At 70.4% G+C, this 22,600-nt stretch carries 19 protein-coding genes and 3 pseudogenes; 11 read left to right on the forward strand and 11 right to left on the reverse strand.

Annotated elements, in window-relative coordinates; genetic code table 11:
* Positions 1-814 precede the first annotated feature (814 nt).
* A complete protein-coding gene (locus ACWDO5_RS15885; RefSeq protein WP_450530865.1) occupies positions 815-940 on the reverse strand; it encodes a hypothetical protein in 126 nt (41 codons plus the stop codon).
* Between the two features lie 130 nt (positions 941-1,070).
* Positions 1,071-2,933, reverse strand: a complete 1,863-nt coding sequence (locus ACWDO5_RS15890) for a calcium-binding protein (RefSeq protein WP_450530866.1) — start codon at positions 2,931-2,933, stop codon at positions 1,071-1,073.
* Positions 2,934-3,209: 276 nt separating this feature from the next.
* On the opposite strand from ACWDO5_RS15890, the pseudogene ACWDO5_RS15895 reads away from it, so the two are divergent.
* Positions 3,210-3,885: pseudogene (locus tag ACWDO5_RS15895) on the forward strand (IS256 family transposase); the annotation flags it as partial.
* A 144-nt stretch (positions 3,886-4,029) separates the two neighbouring features.
* Here ACWDO5_RS15895 and ACWDO5_RS15900 read toward each other — a convergent pair.
* Positions 4,030-4,551, reverse strand: a pseudogene (locus ACWDO5_RS15900) (carboxylesterase family protein); the annotation flags it as partial.
* Positions 4,512-5,750 (reverse strand): TetR/AcrR family transcriptional regulator, encoded by a 1,239-nt coding sequence (locus tag ACWDO5_RS15905; protein WP_450530867.1) that lies wholly within the window; start codon positions 5,748-5,750, stop codon positions 4,512-4,514. The gene ACWDO5_RS15905 and the pseudogene ACWDO5_RS15900, both read right to left, overlap by 40 nt.
* A 119-nt stretch (positions 5,751-5,869) precedes the next feature.
* On the opposite strand from ACWDO5_RS15905, the gene clpX reads away from it, so the two are divergent.
* Positions 5,870-7,165 (forward strand): ATP-dependent Clp protease ATP-binding subunit ClpX, encoded by a 1,296-nt coding sequence (gene clpX, locus ACWDO5_RS15910; RefSeq protein ID WP_450530868.1) that lies wholly within the window; start codon positions 5,870-5,872, stop codon positions 7,163-7,165.
* Between the two features lie 27 nt (positions 7,166-7,192).
* On the opposite strand, the gene hemC is transcribed toward clpX, so the two are convergent.
* A complete protein-coding gene (gene hemC / locus ACWDO5_RS15915; protein ID WP_450530869.1) occupies positions 7,193-8,128 on the reverse strand; it encodes a hydroxymethylbilane synthase in 936 nt (311 codons plus the stop codon).
* Positions 8,129-8,477: 349 nt separating this feature from the next.
* Between hemC and ACWDO5_RS15920 the strand changes: the two genes are divergently transcribed.
* The 4 genes from ACWDO5_RS15920 (at position 8,478) to ACWDO5_RS15935 (ending at position 12,339) form a co-directional block, all read left to right on the forward strand.
* Entirely contained in the window at positions 8,478-9,479 is a 1,002-nt protein-coding gene (locus tag ACWDO5_RS15920) for an acetamidase/formamidase family protein (RefSeq protein WP_450530870.1), read from the forward strand.
* 109 nt (positions 9,480-9,588) lie between these two features.
* Positions 9,589-10,350 carry an SDR family NAD(P)-dependent oxidoreductase gene (locus ACWDO5_RS15925; protein WP_450530871.1) on the forward strand — a complete coding sequence of 254 codons (762 nt, stop codon included), beginning with the start codon at positions 9,589-9,591 and terminating at the stop codon, positions 10,348-10,350.
* A 289-nt stretch (positions 10,351-10,639) separates the two neighbouring features.
* Positions 10,640-11,473 carry a GNAT family N-acetyltransferase gene (locus ACWDO5_RS15930; RefSeq protein ID WP_450530872.1) on the forward strand — a complete coding sequence of 278 codons (834 nt, stop codon included), beginning with the start codon at positions 10,640-10,642 and terminating at the stop codon, positions 11,471-11,473.
* Entirely contained in the window at positions 11,470-12,339 is an 870-nt protein-coding gene (locus tag ACWDO5_RS15935; RefSeq protein WP_450530873.1) for a lysophospholipid acyltransferase family protein, read from the forward strand. The genes ACWDO5_RS15930 and ACWDO5_RS15935 overlap by 4 nt, the downstream gene beginning before the upstream one ends.
* Here the strand turns inward: ACWDO5_RS15935 and egtD are convergent.
* The 4 genes from egtD to egtA are packed head-to-tail and all read right to left on the reverse strand — an operon-like array spanning position 12,234 to position 16,588.
* Positions 12,234-13,196: an L-histidine N(alpha)-methyltransferase gene (gene egtD / locus ACWDO5_RS15940; RefSeq protein ID WP_450530874.1), complete on the reverse strand. Its 963-nt coding sequence runs from the start codon at positions 13,194-13,196 to the stop codon at positions 12,234-12,236. The two genes, ACWDO5_RS15935 and egtD, sit on opposite strands and share 106 nt — an antisense overlap.
* Positions 13,193-13,948: an ergothioneine biosynthesis protein EgtC gene (gene egtC / locus ACWDO5_RS15945; protein WP_450530875.1), complete on the reverse strand. Its 756-nt coding sequence runs from the start codon at positions 13,946-13,948 to the stop codon at positions 13,193-13,195. Before egtC ends, egtD begins: the two co-directional genes overlap by 4 nt.
* Positions 13,949-14,006: 58 nt before the next feature.
* On the reverse strand, positions 14,007-15,317 hold the full coding sequence (gene egtB, locus ACWDO5_RS15950; protein WP_450530876.1) for an ergothioneine biosynthesis protein EgtB: 1,311 nt from the start codon (positions 15,315-15,317) through the stop codon (positions 14,007-14,009).
* Entirely contained in the window at positions 15,314-16,588 is a 1,275-nt protein-coding gene (gene egtA, locus ACWDO5_RS15955; RefSeq protein ID WP_450530877.1) for an ergothioneine biosynthesis glutamate--cysteine ligase EgtA, read from the reverse strand. Before egtA ends, egtB begins: the two co-directional genes overlap by 4 nt.
* Positions 16,589-16,725: 137 nt before the next feature.
* Between egtA and ACWDO5_RS15960 the strand changes: the two genes are divergently transcribed.
* A complete protein-coding gene (locus tag ACWDO5_RS15960; RefSeq protein WP_450530878.1) occupies positions 16,726-17,577 on the forward strand; it encodes a TIGR02452 family protein in 852 nt (283 codons plus the stop codon).
* Here the strand turns inward: ACWDO5_RS15960 and ACWDO5_RS15965 are convergent.
* Positions 17,562-18,035 carry a type II toxin-antitoxin system PemK/MazF family toxin gene (locus ACWDO5_RS15965; protein WP_450530889.1) on the reverse strand — a complete coding sequence of 158 codons (474 nt, stop codon included), beginning with the start codon at positions 18,033-18,035 and terminating at the stop codon, positions 17,562-17,564. The two genes, ACWDO5_RS15960 and ACWDO5_RS15965, sit on opposite strands and share 16 nt — an antisense overlap.
* Before the next feature lie 217 nt (positions 18,036-18,252).
* On the opposite strand from ACWDO5_RS15965, the pseudogene ACWDO5_RS15970 reads away from it, so the two are divergent.
* The 3 genes and pseudogenes from ACWDO5_RS15970 to ACWDO5_RS15980 form a co-directional block, all read left to right on the forward strand.
* A pseudogene (locus ACWDO5_RS15970) lies at positions 18,253-18,714 on the forward strand (substrate-binding domain-containing protein); the annotation flags it as partial.
* Positions 18,715-18,826: 112 nt separating this feature from the next.
* Positions 18,827-19,096, forward strand: a complete 270-nt coding sequence (locus ACWDO5_RS15975) for a hypothetical protein (RefSeq protein WP_450530879.1) — start codon at positions 18,827-18,829, stop codon at positions 19,094-19,096.
* Positions 19,097-19,282: 186 nt separating this feature from the next.
* The gene (locus tag ACWDO5_RS15980; protein WP_450530880.1) at positions 19,283-20,467 is read left to right on the forward strand and encodes a thiolase family protein; all 1,185 of its coding nucleotides are present in this window, start codon (positions 19,283-19,285) and stop codon (positions 20,465-20,467) included.
* Positions 20,468-20,564: 97 nt separating this feature from the next.
* On the opposite strand, the gene trxA is transcribed toward ACWDO5_RS15980, so the two are convergent.
* The gene (trxA, locus tag ACWDO5_RS15985) at positions 20,565-20,957 is read right to left on the reverse strand and encodes a thioredoxin (protein WP_450530881.1); all 393 of its coding nucleotides are present in this window, start codon (positions 20,955-20,957) and stop codon (positions 20,565-20,567) included.
* Positions 20,958-21,075: 118 nt separating this feature from the next.
* Between trxA and ACWDO5_RS15990 the strand changes: the two genes are divergently transcribed.
* Positions 21,076-22,506 carry a dihydrolipoyl dehydrogenase family protein gene (locus tag ACWDO5_RS15990; protein ID WP_450530882.1) on the forward strand — a complete coding sequence of 477 codons (1,431 nt, stop codon included), beginning with the start codon at positions 21,076-21,078 and terminating at the stop codon, positions 22,504-22,506.
* Positions 22,507-22,600: the final 94 nt, after the last annotated feature.

Here is a 22,600-nt window from a genome sequence, read left to right on the forward strand (position 1 = left end):
CCTGACTGGCGCGATTCTCCAGAGACTTCGCTATGTTTCGAGTAAGAGAACTGGCCAGTCCGGGGTATTCGGACGCGCATTCAATTGGCCCGCCCTTGAGTCGCTGGGATGTGAATTTTATGTTCCGCGTCTCATGGGGGACTGTTCCAGTGGAAGCAGGAGCGACGGCCGAAGCGGAGACCGCGACGACAACTACTCCTAAAGTCACCTTTGAAGCCATCTCGCTGAGCGCCAATTCCTTCCCTTTCTGTATTCTCTGGCCCATTCAGTGTGGACGCGGCAGCAGACCCGGCCCGATTTGATCCGCAGTAAGGTTTGGTAAGTATCGGTTTGGCAATTCGCTGCTCGGTGCCTGTGGACTGACATTACGAGCTTGGGATGGGCGTGGCCTGTCGGGTAAGCCGGTAGGCCTATCCATGGCAGCCGATGAGGTGAGAGTAGGTCCTCCGAGTGGCCCTCTCGTTCGTGTGGCAACCGGCCAGGCTGAGGTGGTTTGGCGGTGGTGTCCAGCAGTCACCGGGCAGCGGCTGGACTGCTTCTTGGCCGCCTCTCACGAAAATCGACCACCGCAGCCTCAACCGTGGCTGATGCGACCGCCCCAGCCACAGCGTGACCACAGCTCCCTGAGAAGACCTGCACCCTTGGGAGTTCGGCCCGGTCTGCCTGGCCGCCCTGGGCGGCGGCGTCAGACGGGCGATGGCGGCCCCGGGTTAAGGCTCCCGCCCCACTGCGGCTGCGGTGGCGCAGGGCAATGGGGCGGGCACACAGCGGACGGCCACCCAGGCCGCCCCGGTATGTGGTGTCTTCGCTACGGTCAGCCGGTGACGGTGTTGCCCGGGTCGGGGGTGCAGGTATCGGGGTCGGGCCCGCCGTTGGCCGCGTCGTTGCCGGAGACGTTGTCGACGGTGTTGAGTGCCCGTAGGCCAGGCGGGCGTTTCATCGGCTCCTCCGCGTTCACGCCAATGCTGCTAGCCCGCTCCGGCACGCGTCCGTACCGTCCCTGGGGCGGTACGCGCGGCCCGGGACGCTGCCACCGCCGGAGCTAGTGCCCAGGGCTCAAAGCTTCAAGATCATCCCTGGGCTTGGGGCTTACCCGGCTTTTCACACCCCTTGTGCTTACCCGGCCTTTCACACCACTTGTGTTTACCCGGCTTTTGATGCTCCTTGGGCTTACACGGGGGACACCCCTTTTGGTTCACGGTGGTGGTCGCGTTGGCGGTGTTGTTGTCCGGCACGGGGTCGGGTTCCGCAGCGTCGGCCGTGGCGGTGTCGGAGATGGTGCCGGTGGCCGTGGGTTTGACGACGACGGTCACGGTGGCGCTGGCGCCGGGGGTGAGGGTGCCCAGGGTGCAGGTGGCGCTGGTGGATGTGGTGGTGCAGGTGCCCTGGCTGGGAGTGGCGGACCGCAGTCGACCGGGTCCGGTGAGGGTGTCGTCCATCGTGAGGGCGGTGGCCGAGTTGGTGGTGCTGGTGTTGGTCACGGTCACGGTGTAGGAGATGTGATGGCCCAGCTTGACGGTGGTCGGCCCGGTCTTGGTGACGGACACGTCCACGCCGACAGGGGCACTGCCGCCGTCCTGGTAGCGGGCCAGCGCGAAGTCGCTGTTGCCGCTCGAGTCGCTAAAGCCGGCGGCGACGATCTTGCCGTCGGTCTGCAGCGCCACCCCGAAAGCCGCGTCGTCGCTGCCGCTGCCGAAGTCGGTGGTGACCTTGCCGTCGGTGTCGAAGGTGGTGTCCAGGCTGCCGTCGGTGTTGTAGCGGGCCAGCGCGAAGTCGTCGATGCCGCCCGAACCGCTCTGGCCGGCGGCGACGATCTTGCCGTCGGTCTGCAGCGCCACCCCGAAAGCCCCGTCGTCACTGCCGGCGAAGTTGGTGGTGACCTTGCCGTCGGTGTCGAAGGTGGTGTCCAGGCTGCCGTTGGTGTTGTAGCGGGCCAGCGCGAAGTCGCTGATGCCGCCCGGGTCGCTCTGGCCGGCGGCGACGATCTTGCCGTCGGTCTGCAGCGCCACCCCGTAAGCCTGGTCGTCACTGGTGCCGAAGTCGGTGGTGACCTTGCCGTCGGTGTCGAAGGTGGTGTCCAGGCTGCCGTTGGTGTTGTAGCGGGCCAGCGCGAAGTCGTAGTCGCCGGCCGAGTTGCTAAGGCCGGCGGCGACGATCTTGCCGTCGGTCTGCAGCGCCACCCCGCGAGCCTCGTCGTCGGTGCCGCTGCCGAAGTCGGTGGTGACCTTGCCGTCGGTGTCGAAGGTGGTGTCCAGGCTGCCGTCGGTGTTGTAGCGGGCCAGCGCGAAGTCCTCGACGCCGCCCGAACCGCTCTGGCCGACGGCGACGATCCTGCCGTCGGTCTGCAGCGCCACCCCGTGAGCCTCGTCGCCACTGCCGCCGAAGTCGGTGGTGACCTTGCCGTCGGTGTCGAAGGTGGTGTCCAGGCTGCCGTCGGTGTTGTAGCGGGCCAGCGCGAAGTCGTAGCTGCCGCCCGAGTTGCTAAGGCCGGCGGCGACGATCTTGCCGTCGGCCTGCACCGCCACCCCGAGAGCCACGTCGTCGCTGCCGCTGCCGAAGTCGGTGGTGACCTTGCCGTCGGTGTCGAAGGTGGTGTCCAGGCTGCCGTCGGTGTTGTAGCGGGCCAGCGCGAAGTCGCGGCTGCCGCTCGAGTCGCTGCCGCCGGCGGCGATGATCTTGCCGTCGGCCTGCACCGCGTCAGCAAAGTCGCTGCCGCTGCCGAAGTCAGTGGTGACCTTGCCGCCGGTGCCGAAGGTGGGATCCAGGTCGCCCGGGGCGGCCAGCGCGACCCCGGGGCAGAACAGCACGAGCGCCGCGCCCAGGGCCGCTGCCGCCCCGGCCCGGCTGTTCCTCGACCGCTGCCGGCCTGTGGCACGTCTGGTACGTCGTCTGAACGCGAAGAGCAGATCAGGAAAGAACGTGGACATGGCCATGCAGACTGCCTTTCATGGTCGTGCCGCCACGCGCCACCGCAGCCAACGGTTATGCCAGTGACGGCATTTCTCGCGGGTGCCTCGTGCACCCGCTCAGCGGGCAGACTGCAGGAGGACGGCGCACCGACCCGGGACGCTCGCAACCACAGCTTTCCTTGTCACCCTGATGGCGCTTCATGCATTCGGCCAAGCGGTGCCTGGCAGCGCCTGATCAGCCCAGTCACCTCCACGTGAGGTCGGTGGAACGGCTTTGGCCGGTGTCCTGACCGGTTTGAGGTGGACGCGTTGATGTCCGCGGAGGCCGATGCCGTCTGCGGGGCCGAGTACGGGCAGGTCAGCGAGGATCGCGTCAACCACCGCAACGGCTACCGGAGTCGGGAGTGGGACACCCGCGCCGGAACGGTCGAGCTCGCCATCCCCAAGCTGTGGGCCGGGAGTTATTTCCCGACCTGGCTGCTGGAGCGTCGCCGCAGGGCCGAGCAGGCCCTGATCTCGGTGGTCGCCACCGCCTACCTGCTAGGTGTCAGCACCAGGCGGGTGGAGAAGCTCGCCGAGTCCCTCGGAGTGACCCAGCTGTCGAAGTCCCAGGTCAGTGCGATGGCCAAGCACCTCGATGAACAGGTGGCCGCCTTCCGTAACCGGCCGCTGGACGCCGACCCCTATTCGTTCGTCTGGGTCGACGCGCTGACCCAGAAGGTCCGCGAGGGCGGCCGCATCATCAACGTGCACGCGCTGATCGCGGTCGGTGTGAACGCCGATGGGCACCGTGAAATCCCCGGCATCGACGTCGCCACCGCCGAGGACGTCGCCACCGCCGAGGACGGCGCCGGCTGGCTCGCCTTCCTGCGCTCGCTCATCGCCCGCGGCCTGGGTGGTGTCCAACTGGTGGTTTCCGACGCGCACACCGGGCTGGGTGAACGCGATCGGCGCCCGTCTTGCCGGGCGCGCCTACCTCTTCCAGGCGGGCGTGGTAGTCGGCCTGGTCGATCTGCGCGTCCGGGTCGCCGGTGGCGGCTTTCCTGGCCAGCTCCAGTCCGTAGATCCTGGCCCGCTCTTCGTCGCGGTTGATGCCCTGCAGCACCGGGACCTTGTTGTACTGCCCGGTGGCGAACGCCTCCTGCGGGGTGCGGGGCAGTAGCTTGCCGCCGTAGAGGGGCGTGTATTCGGGGCCCATGCCGAAGGGATTCACCAGTTGCTCGGGGGAGGCGGTGCGCCGGTCGTCCAGACTGTGCTCCTTCTCGATCCCGGCGGCGGTCGCCTCGCCCTCCGCCAGGGCGTCCTCGCGGTCCCGTTGGCCCATGGTGGCCATGCACGGGGCGCTTTGCTGGATGACCCTGTCGAAGAGGCCGGCCGATGACGGGGCGACCAGATGGGCGCAGGTGCTGTAGCCGCCGGCGGACTGGCCGAAGAGCGTGACATTGTCCGGGTCGCCGCCGAAGGCGGTGGCGTTGCGCTGCACCCAGCGCAGGGCCGCCTGCTGGTCGAGGAAGCCGTAGTTGCCGGACTCACCGCGCTTTTCCAGGTAAGGGTGGGCGAGGTAACCCAGGGCGGCAAGACGGTAGTTTACTGTCACGACGATCACATCACCCTGGGCGGCCAGCCGCTGGGCACCGTGCATGAGGGAACTCCCGCCCCGGGAAGACCGCTGCTCCGCGACGCCCTGGCCTGGGCGGCGCGGGCGGACGCCGCCGCGTGGCACGCGCCGCGGCCGTCCGCGCGGGCGACGATCCGGCCGGCCTCGATACGGACGGCGGCCTCGGTCGCGTCGCTCACGGCGGGCACGCCGGCCGTCGCAGCGAGGGCGCCCGCCTCGTCGCACACCACCTGAAGGCGCGGCCATGCCGACGGCGGGAATGCCCGGTGCAGGCAGCCGCGGAGGTCGGCGACGGTCAGCCGCGCCAGGGGTGCCAGCTCGCCGGGGTTGGCAGTGACCAGGACGGCGGTGACCGTCGCGCCGGGCGGCGCGGCCCGCACCAACTCCTCGGCGGCTTCGAGGCGGTGCAGCCCAAGGATGCCCACCACGCCGTCGTTGGCGAGCCGCGCGGGCTCGCCGCGCACCGCGTCCACCGCGCGCGGCGGGTCCCACGGCTCGTCGGCCGGGCGCGCGCGCGGGATGTAGGGGAGGTACGGCGGGGGCCACGCGTCGTTGAGATCGAGGCCCGCCAGCTGCTCGCAGGCCCTGACGACGTTGAAGGGCTCGATGAACCCGGGTGCGGCGTCGGCCAGTTGGGTCGCGCCGTACAGGGTCGTGAGTGCGGCCTCCGCAACGCGCACCAGGCGGCCTTGCCGCGCGTCGGCCCCGCGCAGCCGCTCCAGGGCCAGCCCGAGGAGTATCGCGTCCAGCTTCAGCAGCTGCCCGAACGGGCGCCGTATCGATTCGTCGGCGAGGATCTCGGGCATCAGGTGCATACCGGGCCGGGCCGGGCCGCGCTTCCCGTCGGCGTCAGTGTCAGTGTCGGCGAACGGCAGCCGGGCGAGCCAGGCTCGGGCGAACGCGCCGAGCGCCTCAAAGGCGGTGCGGTCCGGCTCCGGATGCGGCGGCTCGGGCGCCGCATCAAAAGCTGCCCCATCAAAAGCCGCCGCATTCGTGGCCGGCGACTCGGGTATGCGCTCGGCGAGGTCGGCCAGCACCGCGAAGTAAAGGGCCCTCTTGCCGGGGAAGTTGGAGTAGACCGCACCGCGAGTCAGCCCGGCGCGCTCGGCGATGCCGTCCACCTTGGCGTCGCGGAAGCCCCGCCCGGTGAACTCGTCCCTGGCGGCGGCGAGCACCTTGGCGCGGTTGAGCTGCTGCAGCTCCGCTCTGCTGAGCCGGCCCATTGCCCCTCACTCATCGCCGTGTTGCCGTCTGTCGCGGTTCAAGATACCGTCGCCATTCAGATGGTGACGTCATATGGTCCGGACATTGCAACTCGTAACCTGCGAGGGGACGCTTCCGAGTGACACGCATCGGTGACGGCGGCTCCGTGCTGGCATGCACGTTCTGCGGGAAGAGCCAGAAGCAGGTCAACAGACTCATCGCGGGCCCGGACCAGCTGTGCATCTGCGACGAGTGCGTCGGGCTCTGCAAGGAGCTCATCGACGAGGAGCGGAGCGAGCCCTCGCAGGTGTGGTGGGAGGAACTGCCCAAGCCGCGCGAGATCTTCGAGTTCCTCGAGCAGTACGTCATCGGCCAGGAGAGCGCCAAGAAGACGCTCTCGGTAGCGGTCTACAACCACTACAAACGCATCAGGTCCGAAGGCGGCGGCAAGTCGCGGCTGGCGCAGGAAGGGCCGGTCGAACTCGGCAAGTCCAACATCCTGCTGATCGGCCCGACCGGCTGCGGCAAGACCTACCTCGTCCAGACGCTCGCCCGGATGCTCGACGTACCGTTCGCGATCGTCGACGCAACCGCGCTCACCGAGGCGGGCTACGTCGGCGAGGACGTCGAGACCATCCTGCTGAAGCTGATCCAGGCGGCCGACCACGACGTTGCGAAGGCCGAGACCGGCATCGTCTACATCGACGAGATCGACAAGGTCGCCCGAAAGAGCGAGAACCCCTCGATCACCCGGGACGTCTCCGGCGAGGGCGTCCAGCAGGCGCTGCTGAAGATACTGGAGGGCACGACGGCCTCAGTACCGCCGCAGGGCGGACGCAAGCACCCGCAGCAGGAGCTCATCCAGATCGACACGGGCAATGTGCTGTTCATCGTCGGCGGAGCGTTCGCCGGTCTTGAGCGGATCATCGAGCAGCGGGCCGCGCGCAAGGGCATCGGGTTCGCGGCCGCGATCCCCACCGCGCAGGAGCGGCCGGACCGGGACGCCTTCGCCGAGGTGATGCCCGAGGACCTGTTGAAGTTCGGGCTGATCCCGGAGTTCGTCGGCCGGCTTCCGATGGTGTCGACCGTCCGGCCGCTCGACCGTACGGCGCTGACGCGGATCCTCACCGAGCCGCGCAACGCGCTGATCAAGCAGTACCAGAGGCTCTTCGAACTCGACGGCGTCGAGCTGGAGTTCACCGATGAAGCCGTCGGTGCGATCGCCGAACAGGCCCTGCTCCGCCGTACCGGCGCCCGGGCGGCCCGCGCGATCCTCGAAGAGGTTCTGCTCAACGTGATGTACGAGGTGCCGAGCCGGGACGACGTGGCCCGCGTCGTGGTCGACCGCGACACCGTGCTCGACAACGTCAACCCGACCCTGGTGCCGCGCGAGCAGCCTGGCGAGGCCGGGGAGCGCCGGGAGAAGTCCGCCTGAGGGATGGGCCCCGCTCGGCCTCGGTGTTCAGTGCGCGATGGAGTCGATCAATTCTCGTGCGCCCTGGCGGAGGAGGGTGACGGCGACGGAGGTGCCGAGGGTCGCCGGGTCGAGGGGGCCGGCCCATTCGTGCGCGTTGAGGACCGTCTTGCCGTCGGGCGTGAACACGCAGGCGCGCAGGGAGAGATCGCCGCTGCGCTCGGACTTGGCGTAACCGGCGATCGGGCTGTTGCAGTGACCCTGGAGAACGTGGAGGAACATGCGTTCCGCCGTGGCCTCGCGGTGGGCGTCGGGGTCACCGAGTCCGCTGACGATGTCGATCACGTCGGTGTCGCCTTCGCGGCACTGGAGGGCCAGGATGCCCGCGCCGATCGGCGGGCACATCACCTCGGGCGCCAGGACCTCGGCGACCACATCCGTGCGGCCGATGCGCTCCAGGCCGGAGACGGCCAGCAGTAGCGCGTCGGCCTCGCCGTGCGCGAGCTTCTCCAGACGGCGGTTGGCGTTGCCGCGCATCGGTACGCACTCGAGTTGCGGGTGGGATGCGGCGAGCTGGGCCCTGCGGCGTACGGAGGATGTGCCGATCCGCGTCCCGGCCGGGAGCTCGTCGAGAGTGAGCCCTGCGGGATGGATGAGAGCGTCGCGGATGTCGTCGCGCTTGAGGAATGCGGCGAAGACCGTGCCGGCGGGCAGCGGCCGGTCGGCGGGCACGTCCTTGACGCAGTGCACGGCGAGGTCCGCCTCGCCGGCGAGCAGGGCGGCGTCCACCTCCTTGGTGAACGCGCCTTTCCCCTCGACCAGGGAGAGGTCACCCATCCACTTGTCGCCGGTCGTCTTGACCGGGACGACCTCGGTGCGGATGCCGGGGTGGAGCGCGGCCAGTTCGGTGCGCACACGATCCACCTGGGCGAGCGCCATGGGCGAGTCGCGGGAGACGATGCGGATCAGCTCAGGGGTGGACATGGCACCCACCATAGAGGCTCGGACTCGCAACTCCCTCCACCGGACCCGGTGCCCATCTCGGCGCTGCGGCAAGGAGATTGGGCCATTCGGGCAGGTGCGCGGATGACGGGCGGGCCGGCCCCGGGCACCTGCTGCGCCCGGCCCCGCCGCTTGCCGACGTAGCGCTTCGTTGGACGAATGCCAGGTGACCAGCGTGGCGTCGATGTCCAGGACCAGGCCGGGAAGTTGGGTTCATCGCCCCAGATCAGGAGGTACTTTCGCGCTCCCAGCCACCAACTGGCCCCGGCCCGAACAGCGAGGCCAGGTTGTGATTTACTTTCCGGGGAAAACAAAGAAAGGTTCCCCGCAGATGGAAATCCTGGAGTTCACCCCGACGCCGGAGCAGTACGCGTGGACGTTCGGCGGGGCCGAGCCCACGCACCGGATCAAGCCAGGAACCCTTCTGCGGCTGTGGAGCGACGACGCCTTCTGCGGCCGGCTGCGTGATGTCACCGATATGCCCAGCTCCTCGCTGGACTCCCGCTACCTCAACCCGCAGACCGGTCCGTTCTACGTCGAGGGCGCGGAACCGGGGGACACCCTGGTGCTGCACTTCGTGGACATGACGCCTGCCCGGTCCTGGGGAGCCTCGGCGACCATCCCCTTCTTCGGCGGGCTGACCAGCACGGACCGCACGGTCACGCTGCAGCCTCCGCTGCCCGAGCGCACCTGGATCTACCAGGTGGATTCGGACCGCAACACCGTCACGTTCGAGGCGCAGGGCAGCGAACTCAGCCTGGAACTGCCGATTGCGCCGATGCTCGGGACGGTCGGTGTCGCTCCGGCCCTGGGCGAGGTACGGACGTCACTGGTGCCGGACCGCTTCGGCGGGAACATGGACACGCCGGAGATGCGTCCTGGCTCCACCTGCTACCTCGGGGTCAATGTCGAGGGAGCGCTGTTCTCCGTCGGTGACGGCCACTACCGCCAGGGCGAGGGTGAGTCCTGCGGCACGGCGGTCGAAGGCGCGATGAACACCACGATGGTGGTCGAACTGATCAAGGGCGGGGCGCCGGTCTGGCCGCGCATCGAGGACGACGAGCACCTGATGGTGGTCGGCTCCAGCCGGCCGCTCGAGGACGCCTGGCGGGCCAGCCAGGCGGACATGGTGATCTGGTTCGGCGAACTGTTCGGCCTGGACCACCTGGACGCCTACCAACTGCTGACCCAGATCAGCCAGGTGCCGATCGCGAACGTCGTGGACGCCAACTACAGCGCCGTGACCAAGGTCGCGAAGTCGCTGCTCCCCTCGGCTCAGGTCTACGGCGGGATGCACCGCCATCTGCGGGAACTGGGCGCGGCCGGTCGCTGAGCCGGCCGCCGACCGGCACTTTTCACCGTACTGGCCGGTGCCGCGGGGCCGATGGCACCAACGGGAAGTCCAGGTGGCTGTTCGTACGACGTATGAGAGGTTGACAATCGTGGATCTGCAACTGGCCGGGCTGCGCGCTCTGGTGACGGGTGGGACCAAGGGCATTGGCCGCGCGATCGTGGAGTCGCTTGTCGCGGAGGGCGCGTCGGTGGCCCTGTGCGCCCGCACTGAATCCGAGGTGGACGCCACGGTGGAACAGCTGCGGGGCCAGGACGCCAAGGTCATCGGCAGGTCACTGGACGTGGGCGACGGCCCGATGCTGACCGAATGGGTGCGGGACAGTGCCGAAGGGCTCGGCGGCCTGGACATCGTGGTCGCCAACGTCAGCGCGCTGGCCATTCCCAACGAGGAAGAGAACTGGCGCAAGAGCTTCGACGTGGACATGATGGGCACGGTCCGGCTCGTCGACGCCGCGATGCCGCTGCTGGAGAAGAGCTCCGCACCTGCCATCGTGACGGTCTCCAGCGTGTCCGGCCGGGAGATCGACTTCGCCGCCGGTCCGTACGGCACGTTCAAGGCCGCACTGATCCACTACACCCAGGGCCTGGCCCATCAACTGGCGGCCAAGGGAATTCGCGCCAACACGATATCCCCGGGCAACACATATTTCCCGGGCGGGGTGTGGGCGAGCATCGAGCGGGACAACCCGGAGTTGTTCAGTGAGGCCCTCGCGCTGAACCCGACGGGCCGGATGGCCGCACCGGAGGAGATCGCCCGCGCCGCGGTGTTCCTGGCCAGCCCGGCGGCCAGCTTCATCACCGGCACCAACCTGGTGGTCGACGGTGCGCTGACCCGCGGCGTGCAACTCTGAGGCCGTCTCGCCGAAAGCGCGACTATGACGGCCGTCCTGCAGGGCAAGGAGCCCCGGCGCGCGGCGCGGATCGCGTCCGCGCGCCTCAGTGAGGCACTCGCGCCTCACTGAGGCGCTGCTCTCACTACCCTCCGTGCTCTGTTCACGGCACCGCATTCCCCGGCATTCAGCGTTCGCACATCCACTCTCCGCCGGGCGGTCATGTCGAATCCAGCCGACCACGGAAGAAGTAAGGAGCCGGGCCGCCGCACCCGCGGTCCGCCCCCTTCGTCCGGCACAGGAGACCGTCATGCCCGCATCGCCAGCAGTAGTCCCCGCCCCAGTCACCGCTTCCGTTCCCGCGCAGTTCTCGGCGCCCGCGCCCGCCCCCACGCCGCTCGCCGAGGGCGACCAGCCCCGCTACGTCGTCTCCCTCGCCCGGGATCAGGACGACGTACGGGCCGCGCAGCGCCTGCGCCACCAGGTGTTCGCCGGTGAGATGGGCGCCAGGCTCGACGGCCCGGAACCGGGTCTGGACATCGACGCCTTCGACGCGTACTGCGACCACATCCTTGTGCGCGAGGCGGAGACCGGCGATGTCGTCGGCACCTACCGGGTACTGCCGCCCGAGCGCGCCGCGGTAGCGGGCCGGCTCTACTCCGAGACCGAGTTCGACCTGACCCGCCTGGCCCCGATCCGCGACGACCTCGTCGAGGTCGGCCGCTCCTGCGTCCACCCGCTGCACCGCAACGGCGCCGTCATCGCCCTCATCTGGGCCGGGCTCGCCCGCTACATGACCGGCACCGGCCACACCTGGCTGGCCGGCTGCTGCTCCATCCCGCTCGCGGACGGCGGCACACTCGCGGCCGCCACCTGGGACACCGTAAAGGCCAAGAACCTCGCCCCCGAGGAGTACTGGGTCACCCCCCACAAGCTCTGGAACCCCGACTCCGTCAGCCGCCCCGAAGGCCGCACCGAGCTGCCCGCCCTGCTGCGCGGCTATCTGCGGCTCGGTGCCTGGGTCTGCGGCGCGCCCGCCCACGACCCCGACTTCGGCGTCGCGGACCTGTACGTGCTTCTCTCGCTGCGCCGCACCAACCCCCGCTACCTGCGGCACTTCCTCTCACTCGCCCCCGTGCGATGAGCGTCTGGCTGCCCAGTGCGCCCTGCACTCCGCGGGGCTGCGCGACACACCACGGGCCGGCGGCCGGCGCGTTCACGGCCGCCGCCCGGCTGCTGGCCGGGACGCTTGCCGTGCTCGCCGGCCTGCTCCTCGCACCGGCGGCCGCACTGCTCGGCGCCGTCCTCGGTACCCGGGTGCGGGACGCCATGACCCGCTGCTGGGCGCGTGCGGTGGTACGCGCCTTCGGCGTAAGGATTCGGGTCGTCGGCCGGCCGCACGGTCCCCGTGGGTCCCTCGTCGTCGCCAACCACATCTCCTGGCTGGACATACCGCTGATCGCAGCGGCCCTGCCCGGACGGATGCTGGCCAAGAGCGAGGTCCGGCGCTGGCCGGTGCTCGGGCCGCTCGCCGCCCGTGGCGGCACGCTCTTCCTGGAGCGCGACCGGCTCAGTACGCTGCCCGCCACCGTCCGCGAGATGGCGTCCGCGCTGGACAGCGGCGCCCGCGTCATAGCCTTCCCCGAGGGCTCCACCTGGTGCGGCCGCGCCCAGGGCCGCTTCCGGCACGCCGTCTTCCAGGCCGCGCTGGACGCGGACGCCGCCGTCCAGCCCGTACGCATCAGCTATCTGCCCGCCGGGGCGGCCGCGTTCGTCGGGGAGGACTCGCTGGCCGCGTCCCTGTGGCGGGTCGTGGTGGCCGGCGGGCTCACCGCGGAGATCCGGCTGCTGCCGCCCATCCCCGCGGGGAGCCACCCCGACCGCCGCTCACTGGCCCGCGCCGCTCAGCTGGCCGTCGAGAGGGACAGCGCGAATCTGCCCTCCGTGTCCGTCCACCACTTCGTCAACTCGAGCCCAGCGGCCGCCAGTTCCGTGCGCACGCCTTCCTGACGGAACTTTGCCGACACCTCCGTACGCATCTCCTCGCCCGCTTCGAAGGACACCGCCAGATCCAGCTCGGGGATCTTCACGGTCAGCGCGGAGCGCGCCCGCAGCCGCATCTCGATCCACTCCTGCTCCCGGTCCCACACCGCCACATGATCGAAGTCGCCGGGGTCGACGTCCGCGCCCAGCTCCCGGGCAATGACGGACAGCACGTTCTTGTTGAACGCGGCCGTCACCCCCGACGCGTCGTCGTACGCCCTGACCAGGACCGCCTCGTCCTTCACCAGATCCGTCCCCAGCAGCAGCGCGTCGCCGGGGTCCAGCAGCGACCGCACGGAACGCAGGAACGTCGCGCGCCCGGCGGGCAGCAGATTGCCGATGGTGCCGCCGAGGAACGCGACCAGCCGCGGCCCCGGCGTGCCGGGCAGCGCGAGACCGCGGGTGAAGTCGGCGATCAGTGCGTGGACATTCAGCCCGGGACGCTCGGCGAGCAGCCCCTCGGCCGCACCGGTCAGCGCGCTCTCGCTCACGTCGACCGGCACATAGCTGTGCAGTGCGGGCAGTGCGTCCAGCAGATGCCGGGTCTTCTCAGAGGATCCCGAGCCCAGCTCCACCAGGGTGCGCGCACCGGTCGCGGCGGCGATCTCGGGAGCGCGGGCGGCGAGAATCTCCCGCTCGGCACGGGTCGGGTAGTACTCGGGCAGCCGGGTGATCTCCTCGAAGAGCTCGCTGCCTCGGGCGTCGTAGAACCACTTCGGCGGCAGTTCTTTGGGCGTACGGGTCAGCCCGTGCAGTACATCGGCGCGCAGAGAGGCGTCCGTGGCGTCCTCGGGCAGGGTGCAGGTCAGCAGGAACGGGCTCACGCGGTGGGCTCCTTGAGCGGGGTCAGCAGGACATCGGTGCGGGTCGCGGCCAGCAGAGTGCGGTCGGGAACCTCGCGCCAATGGGGATCGTCGTCGTACGGCTCGGAGGCCACGACCGTGCGGCGGCCGGGCTCGGCGAGATACCAGAGGGTGTCGCCCCAGGCCGTCGCCACGATCGTCTCGCCGTCGGTGAGGAGCAGATTGAGCCGGGATCCCGGCGCCGCATCGGCGGCCTCGCGGACCGTGTCGGCCAGCGCCTGGCCCAGCTCGTCGCCGTCGCGCAGCCGGTGCAGCACCAGCGCCCACAGCAGCGCGGAGTCGCAGCGCGCCTCCAGCGACAGCAACTCGGCGGCGGGCAGCGACAGCGCGAGCGGCGCCAGCGTGCCGGGCCAGCCACTGACCGCGCCGTTGTGGCTGAACAGCCAGGGCCCCGCGGCATACGGCGCGGCCGCCGCCTCACCGTCCGCGCCGGCCACGGTGGCGTCGCGGACGGCCGCGAGCACGGCCCCGCTGCGGACCACCCGGGCGAGATCGGCGAAGGAGAGATCCGCCCAGATGGGGCCCGGCCGCCGGTATCTGGCGGGCACCGGATCGCCGTCGGCGTACCAGCCGACGCCGAATCCGTCGGCGTTGACGGTTCCGTGCCGCTGGTGACGCGGCGCCCAGGACTGCCGGAACAGGCTGTGGGCGGGCTCGACCAGCAGCTGCCCGAGCGGCAGTTCGGGTCCGAGGAAGGCGATATGACGGCACATCAGCGCCCACCCCCTCGGAAGAGCCGGCGTCCCGGTGAGCGGCGCGCCGTTGGCGCGTTCACGACGCCTCTCCGGGCGCCGCGTCCCGCGCCGTGCGGAACCCGGCGAAGATCTGCCGGCGTACCGGCAGGTCCCAATTGCGGAACGTGCCGCGGCAGGCCACCGCGTCGACGGCGAACGAACCGCCGCGCAGCACCTTGTGCGCACTGCCGAAGAACACCTCGGAGTACTCCCGGTAGGGGAAGGCGGCGAAGCCCGGGTAGGGCAGGAAGTCGCTCGACGTCCACTCCCACACATCGCCGATCAACTGCCGTACGCCGAGCGGTGATTCACCCTCCGGATAGCTGCCCACCGGGGCGGGCCGCAGATGGCGCTGGCCGAGGTTGGCGTGCGTCGGCGCCGGATCGTCGTCGCCCCACGGGAAGCGGCGGGAGCGGCCCGAGTCGGGATCGTGGCGGGCGGCCTTCTCCCATTCGACCTCGGTGGGCAGCCGCCGCCCCGCCCAGCGGGCGTACGCATCGGCTTCGTGCCAGCTCACATGCAGCACCGGCTCGTCCGAGGGCACCGGCTCTCTCACCCCGAAGCGGCGGCGCAGCCACTGCCCGCCCTCGCGCCGCCAGAACAGAGGTGCGCCGAGGTCGTGTTGGCGGATCTGGTCCCAGCCCTCAAGCGTCCACCAGCGGCGGTCCATATAGCCGCCGTCCTCGATGAAAGCCTGGTACGCGCCGCAGGTCACCGGCACCGTGTCGATGAAGAACGGCGGCACGACGCGCTGGTGAGCGGGCCGTTCGTTGTCCAGCGCCCATGGCTCGGTCGACGTGCCCATGGTGAACGGGCCGCCCGGGACCAGGACCTCGGCAGGCAGGCCTTGTGTGCTGCCGGCCGGCGGCTCGGGCGCGGTGAGCGCGGCCGGGCCCTTGCGCAGTTGGTGGGTGATGAGCATCGTCTCGTCGTGCTGCTGCTCGTGCTGGGCGATCATCCCGAAGGCGAAGGCGGCGTCGACCAGCGGCCCGCCCTCCAGCGGGGTGCGGTCGAGGACGTCGAGGACCCGGCCACGTACGTCGGATGCGTACACGCGTGCCTCGGCGGGGGCGAGCAGCGGCAGCGTGGGCCGCAGGGCACGCGGATGCTCGAAGGCGTCGTAGACGGAGTCGATCTCGGGCCGCAGCGCCTCACGCCCGGCGACGGTGCGCCACAGCCACTGCTCCTCCTGGTTGCCGATGTGGGCCAGGTCCCAGACCAGCGGGGACATCAGGGGAGAGTGCTGGGTGGTCAGCTCATGGTCGTCGACGCACGAGGTGAGCGTGGCCGTACGGGCTCGGGCGGCGGTCAGCGCATCGATGGCGCGGCGCCGGAGGTCTTCGGTCATGTGCTCAGTTCCTTCCCGAGGGAGGGGATGCGCAGATCGTCGGCGGGACATCGGCCCCGCAGGACATGGCGCTCATTGAATGCGGCGACGGCCTCCAGCACGGCGTCGGACGCGCCGATGCGGGGGAGTGCTTCCAGTGCGACGGCGAAACAGGTCACGGCCGACGCGTGCAGCTCGGGATCGGCCAGCCCGTGCCGGGCGGCGTTGACCCAGAGCGGATTGCGCGGCGCGGCCAGCGAACCGGCGTACTCCGCCAGCGGTTTGACGGTGCGATAGACCGTCTCCGCCGCCTCGGCGTCGTCGAAAAGTGCCGTGGTGACGGCGAGCGGCACCAGCCAGCCGTCCTCGCCGGACTGGGCGTCGATCATGCGCAGTTCGAGATGGCCGCGCGGCCTTACGGGCGGAAAGAGGGTGGTCAGGTGGTAGTCGAGGTCCTCCCGGGTCGGCCGGCGCGCATTCCCCGAGCGCAGCCACTGGCGGAAGGTGAGGCCGTCGGGCAGCTCCCACGGCCCCTCGCCCGTCCGGACGCACATCACAGGGGCGTCCAGCGCATGGGCGGTCCAGGCGGAGCGCGGCTCCTGGTCCAGCGGGGGCGACACGGGACGTACGTCGTCGAGCGCGGCCCAAACGGCCTGCCGGGTCGACCGCCAGCCGGTGTAACGCCCTTCCTGCGCAGGCGAGTTGGCGAACGCCGCCATCAGCACCGCGCCCAGCAGATGCGCGAGCTGCCAGCGCCTGCCGTACCCGAGGGGGCCCGGCTCCGCGTCGCCCGCGTCCAGGCACACCTGGATGGAGGCGGAGCTGCACATCATGGCCCGGCCGGCCGGACCCGTCCGGTCCAGATACGCCTCCATGGCGTCGTAGCGGGGTTCGTGCAGCAGCCGGCGCGGCGGATTGAAGGGATCGAGGCCGAGTCCGGCGAGAGTGAGGCCTGCCGGGCGGAGCGCGGTGCGTACGGCGTCCAGATCGGCGGCGGTGGAGTCGATGCACTCCATCAGGGAGGCGGCGGGGGGAGAGCTGAGCTCCAGCTGGCCGCCTGGCTCGAAAGTGAGGGCCGATTTCAGTTGTAGCGAACGTACCTGGTTATGGGCCGCGGTGAGGCGGTCGGGGGGGACGGGGCGCTCGGGACGCTCCAGCTCATGAATGAGCCATTCGACCTCCACGCCGACGGCGCGGGGTGGGCCGTTCTTGAAGCAAATACATCGGAGCAGGTCCTCCGCTTCATCCAGGTCGATCGGCCGGCCGAAATCACCGGTATCGGGTGGGTGCATGATCTGCTCCTCCAGTCGCGAAGGCACTCTGCCAACCTAAGGCCACGCCCGCTGGTTCGCACAAGAGTGCTTGTGATGTCGGTGGGACGTAAGAAATTCGATTGCCGTGGCCGGGGCCGGTCAGGACGATGTCCGGCATGAGTGCACGACTGCGGGGGATCGCGAAGCAGACCGAAGACATCGTTGAAACGGGCCACTACCTGGCCGTCGACGGTCGGAAGGTGGAGATCGGGCGGGAGCTGGCCGCCGCGCTGGCGGGCACGAGGATGTACGGACCCGAGGCCGTGGAGGTCACTGCGGACACGGACCGTACGACGTCCTTCGAGGTCACCGGGGAGAGCAGCACGAAAGCCGCCCGCCGGCTCACCTCCGCGGACGCGGCACCGGTCGCCGTCCTGAATTTCGCATCCGCACGCAACCCCGGCGGCGGCTATCTGAACGGCGCACAGGCCCAGGAGGAGGCGCTCTGCCGGGCCTCGGCGCTGTACGCCACGCTGCTGCGCGCCCCCGAGTTCTACGATCACCACCGCGCCGACCGCAACCCGTTCTACACCGATCGGGTCATCCACTCTCCCGGCGTCCCGGTCTTCCGCGACGACCGCGGACGGCTCCTGGACGCTCCGTACACCGTGGGATTCCTGACCTCGTCCGCGCCGAACGCCGGAGTGATCACCAGCCGCACCCCCGACCAGGCGCACCGCATCCCGGGCGCCATCGCCGTCCGGGCCGAGAGAGTGCTGGAGACGGCGGCCGAGCGCGGCTACCGCCGCCTCGTGCTGGGGGCCTGGGGCTGCGGGGTCTTCCGTAACGACCCCGCAGCGGTCGCGGGCGCCTTCCACGCCCTGCTCACCGACGGTGGCCGGTTCGCGGGGCACTTCGAGCAGATCGTCTTCGCGGTCCTCGACCGCACGGCCGGGGCGGCCACGCTGGGGGCCTTCCGGCGGACCTTCGCGGGTCAGCTCCAGCCGTTCGGTCAGCTCCAGCCGTAGCGTTCCTGCAGCCGCTGCACGACCAAGTCGAAGCGGGGCCGGTCGAGCGCGCAGGCCTCGCGGCGCATGCCGTCCTCGTGCACCCGCAGCACCCGGTCGAGGTCGACCCATGATTCGCGTCCGGCCCGGTCCCACGGCCCGACGCCGATCGGCACCCACTCGCGGTCCCGGTCGTGACGCTTGCTGGAGAGCTGCACGGCGAGCAGCGTGCCCGCCTCCTCGCGGGCCACCACCAGGACCGGACGGTCCTTGCCCCGCCCGTCGTTCTCCTCGAACGGCACCCACGTCCAGACGATCTCGCCGGGGTCGGGATCGCCGTCGCGGTCCGGGGCGTACGAGGTGCGGACCGGGCCCACGTCGACAGCATCGGCCTCGGTAGTGGCCGCGGGGCCGCTGCTGCCGGGCAGGTCGGAGGGTCCGTCGAAGGCGCTTGGTGCACCGAATGCACGGGGAGAGATCGTCACCGCCTCACGGTAGGGCCCGGGAGCCCCTCAGATCCAGCCGTCCAGCGCGGTCAGGAGCCTGTCTGAAGTGGCACGTGTCAGTCACGCGTGAGCAATGGGCGGCACTCGTTTCAGGCCATCGTCCAGACCCCGTACGGAACTGGTCTGGAAGGACGCCGAGAGCAATGAGCCAGACACCCAAGCAGTCCGCAGAGCGCCCAGTTCCGACCAGCGCCGACGTCGCCCGGCTGGCGTGGTCATGCCGCAGGAGTCGGGCCTGGAGCTCTTCTCCGCCCCGCGCCTGGAGGGCGCCCGGCGGGCCGCGTCGGGCACCGGAGCCCGGATCGAGCCGATTGCGCTGTCGTATGACGAGGAGCCGGCGGCCGAGCTCGCCGCCCGCTGGCGCCGACTCGGCCTCGACGCGGTCTACGCGTACAACGACGAGTACGCCATGTTGCTCATGCGCGCTCTCCAGGACGCGGGCATCCAAGTCCCGGGCGAGACCGCAGTGGTAGGCGCCGACAATCTGCTGCTCGGCAGACTGCTGAGGCCCCGGCTGAGCACCGTGCGGATCGACATGGTGACCGGTCAGCGGCTGGCCGAACTGGTCGACCGCGCCGTACGCGACCCGGGGGCCGAGCTGGAGCGGCGCGGCCTGGTGGGGGCGCGGGCCCTCCAGCGCGAGTCAAGCTGACCCGGCGCGTCTCGGCGTCCGGCGGCCCCGGTGTGCCGCGAAAAAGGCATGCGGCCCCGGGGCGACGCAGGACGACATGCGGGCCGGGCGGTGCGTGTCTAGCGTCACTTGCATGAGTACTGACCCGCAGCGCTTCGAGATCCTGGTGGTGCCCGCGCACGTCGAGGGCCGCGATGCCGCTTCCCTGGCCAAGAGCGCCATCCGCTCCGCCGTCGTGGAGGCCACGGGCCGACGCGGGTCCTCCGGCTATCCGCGCTATGCGGGCGAGGGCGTGGAGGCCGACATCGACCCTGCGACGCGTACGGTCGAGGCGCTGCTCGTCGACGGGTCGGAGCTGGACTACGGACTCTCCGTGCGGGTCGTCGACGTGGCAGACCGCTGACGGCGACTTTCCCACCGGGCGGGCGGCGACGCCCTGACACCGCGCTTCGGTGGTGCCTCCATGGGCCGTCGACAGTGTCCGTTGACACGGGCCGACGCCCGGCAGAGACTCGGGCTGGGCCAATGGTGAACGTTGGTTCACCAAGTGAACAACGCTGTACGCACGGCCAAGCCCGGGAGAGTTCCGATGAGCATCCGCGACGTCTACATCGTCGACGCCGTCCGCACCCCGATCGGCAAGTTCGGGGGCGCGCTCTCCTCCGTACGTCCGGACGACCTTGCCGCGCATGTCGTCAAGGTGCTCGTGGCCCGTTCCCCTGAACTCGACCCGGCCCGTATCGACGACGTCGTCCTCGGTGACGCCAACGGCGCGGGCGAGGACAACCGCAACGTCGCCCGCATGGCTGTCCTTCTCGCCGGTCTGCCCGTTACCGTCCCCGGCGTCACTGTCAACCGCCTGTGCGGCTCGGGACTTGAGGCCGTCATCCAGGCGTCCCGCGCCATCGCCCTGGGCGACGCGTCGATCGCGATCGCGGGCGGCGTCGAGTCGATGTCCCGCGCACCCTGGGTGCTGCAGAAACCCGAACGGGCCTTTCCCGCGGGCCACCAGCAGCTCCACTCGACGACGCTGGGCTGGCGTATGACGAACCCGCGCATGCCCGCCGAGTGGACCGTCCAGCTCGGCGAGAGCGCCGAACTCATCGCCGAGAAGCACGACATCACCCGCGAGCAGCAGGACGCCTTCGCGCTCGCCAGCCATCAGAAGGCCGCCGAGGCTTGGGGCAAAGGGCTGTACGACGGTGAGGTCGTCGCGTACGAGGGCGTGGAGCTGCCGCGCGACGAATGCATCCGCGACTCGACGTCCATGGAGGCGCTCACCAAACTGAAGCCGTCGTTCCGCAAGGACGGCACGGTGACGGCCGGCAGCTCCTCACCGCTCAACGACGGGGCGGCGGCGCTCCTTCTCGTCGACGAGGAAGGGCTGCGGGCGACGGGCCGCGAGCCCCTCGCCCGGATCCGCACCTCCGCCGTCACCGGCATCGAACCGCAGCTCTTCGGCCTCGGCCCGGTTGAGGCGGTGCGGCGGGCGCTCACCAAGGCGGGCCGGACCTTCGCCGACCTGACCACCTTCGAGCTGAACGAGGCCTTTGCCGCCCAGTCGCTCGGCTGTCTCGCCGAATGGCCGGACCTGGACCCGTCCCTGGTCAACCCGCGCGGCGGCGCCATCGCGATCGGCCACCCGCTCGGTGCGTCAGGGGCCAGGCTGGCCGGCTCGGTCGCTCACCAGCTGGCAGCGGCCGGTTCGGGAACCGGCGTCGCCGCCCTCTGTATCGGTGTGGGCCAAGGCATAGCCCTGGTCCTGGAGCGCTGAGCCGGACAGCCTTCGAGTCTGCGTCAGGCCCCGGTCTCCCGCGTCAGGCCCCGGTCTCCCGCGTCAGGCCTCAGGCGTCACGCCTCGGCGGCCTGCGTCAGGCATCCGTCGACGTCTCCGCCTGGGCGGCGCCCTGCGCGTCGTCGATCGACTTGCGGACGTCGTCCATGTCCAGCGCGCGCGCCTGACCGATCACGTCCTCCAGGGCAGCCTCGGGCAGCGCGCCGGGCTGGGCGAAGACCGCGACGTTGTCACGGACGATCATCAGCGTGGGGATGGAGCGGATCTCGAACGCGGCAGCGAGTTCCTGCTGAGCCTCCGTGTCGACCTTCGCGAAGACCAGGTCGGGGTGGCGCTCGGCGGCACCCTCGTAGACCGGGGCGAACTGCCGGCACGGACCGCACCAGGAAGCCCAGAAGTCGATCAGGATGAAGTCGTTGTCGGTCACAACCTGATCGAAGTTTTCCTTGGTGAGCTCAACAGTGCTCATGACGTGCTACCTCTTCCTGATGTCCGGCGGACTCGCCCCCGACAACGGTGCCTGGGGCCGTGCTATTCCTGCCCCTGCCCATGTGGCCGGGACGCACACCCAGGACCAGACTGGCTCTATGACAGAACCTGTGGAGTACGACGTCGTGGTGGTGGGCGCGGGCCCTGTCGGCGAGAATCTGGCGGACCGTGCGAGAGCGGCGGGTCTGAGCACGGCGGTCGTGGAGAGTGAACTGGTCGGCGGCGAGTGTTCGTACTGGGCGTGCATGCCCAGCAAGGCCCTGCTGCGCCCGGCGATCGCCCATGCCGACGCCCGCCGCACGCCGGGCCTGAGCCAGTCGGTGCAAGGGCTGCTCGACGCCGATGCCGTCCTTGCCCGTCGAGACGAACACGCCGCCCATTGGAAGGACGACGGCCAGGTCGCCTGGCTGGACTCGATCGGCGCCCGCCTCTACCGCGGACGGGGCAAGCTGCACGGCTCGAAGAAGGTCGTCGTCGAAGGCCCCGAGGGGGAGCACCAGGTCCTGACCGCCCGGCACGCCGTGGCCGTGTGCACCGGCAGCCGCGCCGTCCTGCCCGACATCCCGGGCATCGCCGGCGCGAAGGCCTGGACCAGCCGCGAGGCCACCAGCTCTCCTCGTGTGCCAGGGAGGCTCGCGGTCGTCGGCGGCGGTGTGGTCGGTGTGGAGATGGCGACCGCATGGCAGGCCCTCGGCTCGCAGGTCACCATGCTGGTCCGCGGCGGGGGACTGCTGCCCCGGATGGAATCCTTCGTCGGTGAGCACGTCGCCGAGGCCCTGGCCGAGGGCGGCGCACAGATCCGTATGAACACCTCCGTGACGTCCGTCGAGCGCTCCGACGGCGCCGGCCCCGTCACTCTCGTACTGGACAGTGGCGAGAGTATCGAGGCCGACGAGGTCCTCTTTGCCACCGGCCGCGCCCCCCGGACCGACGACATCGGCCTTGAGACGGTGGGACTGGAGCCGGGCGCCTGGCTGCCCGTCGACGACAGCTGCCGTGTCGAGGGCAGCGACTGGCTCTACGCGGTAGGCGATGTGAACCACCGCGCGCTGCTCACTCATCAGGGCAAGTACCAGGCCCGCATCGCCGGGGCCGCCATCGAGGCGAGGGCGCAGCACGTCCCGTTGCTGGAGAGCGACCGCTGGGGCGCCCACGCGGCGACCGCCGACCACGCGGCCGTCCCACAGGTCGTCTTCACCGACCCCGAGGCAGCGGCGGTGGGCCTCTCCCTCGCCCAGGCAGAGGCGGCGGGCCACCGCGTCCGCGCGGTCGACTATGACCTGTCCTCGGTCGCGGGAGCGACCCTGTACGGCGATGGCTACCGAGGCCGCGCGCGGATGGTCGTCGACCTCGACCGCGAAATCCTGCTGGGCGTCACCTTCGTGGGCCCGGGCGTCGGCGAGCTGCTGCACTCGGCCACGGTGGCGGTTGCGGGCGAGGTGCCGGTCGAAAGGCTGTGGCATGCGGTGCCCGCGTATCCCACCATCAGCGAGGTGTGGCTGCGCCTGTTGGAGTCGTATCGAGGCTGACGCATCGACCGAAGTCGCAGGCGGCACCGCCACGTACGGTGCCGTCATGTTTCGGCGACGGACGGCCCGAGCGTAGTACCCGACAGCCTTGACG

The sequence above is a fragment of the Streptomyces sp. NPDC000880 genome, from assembly GCF_053599675.1.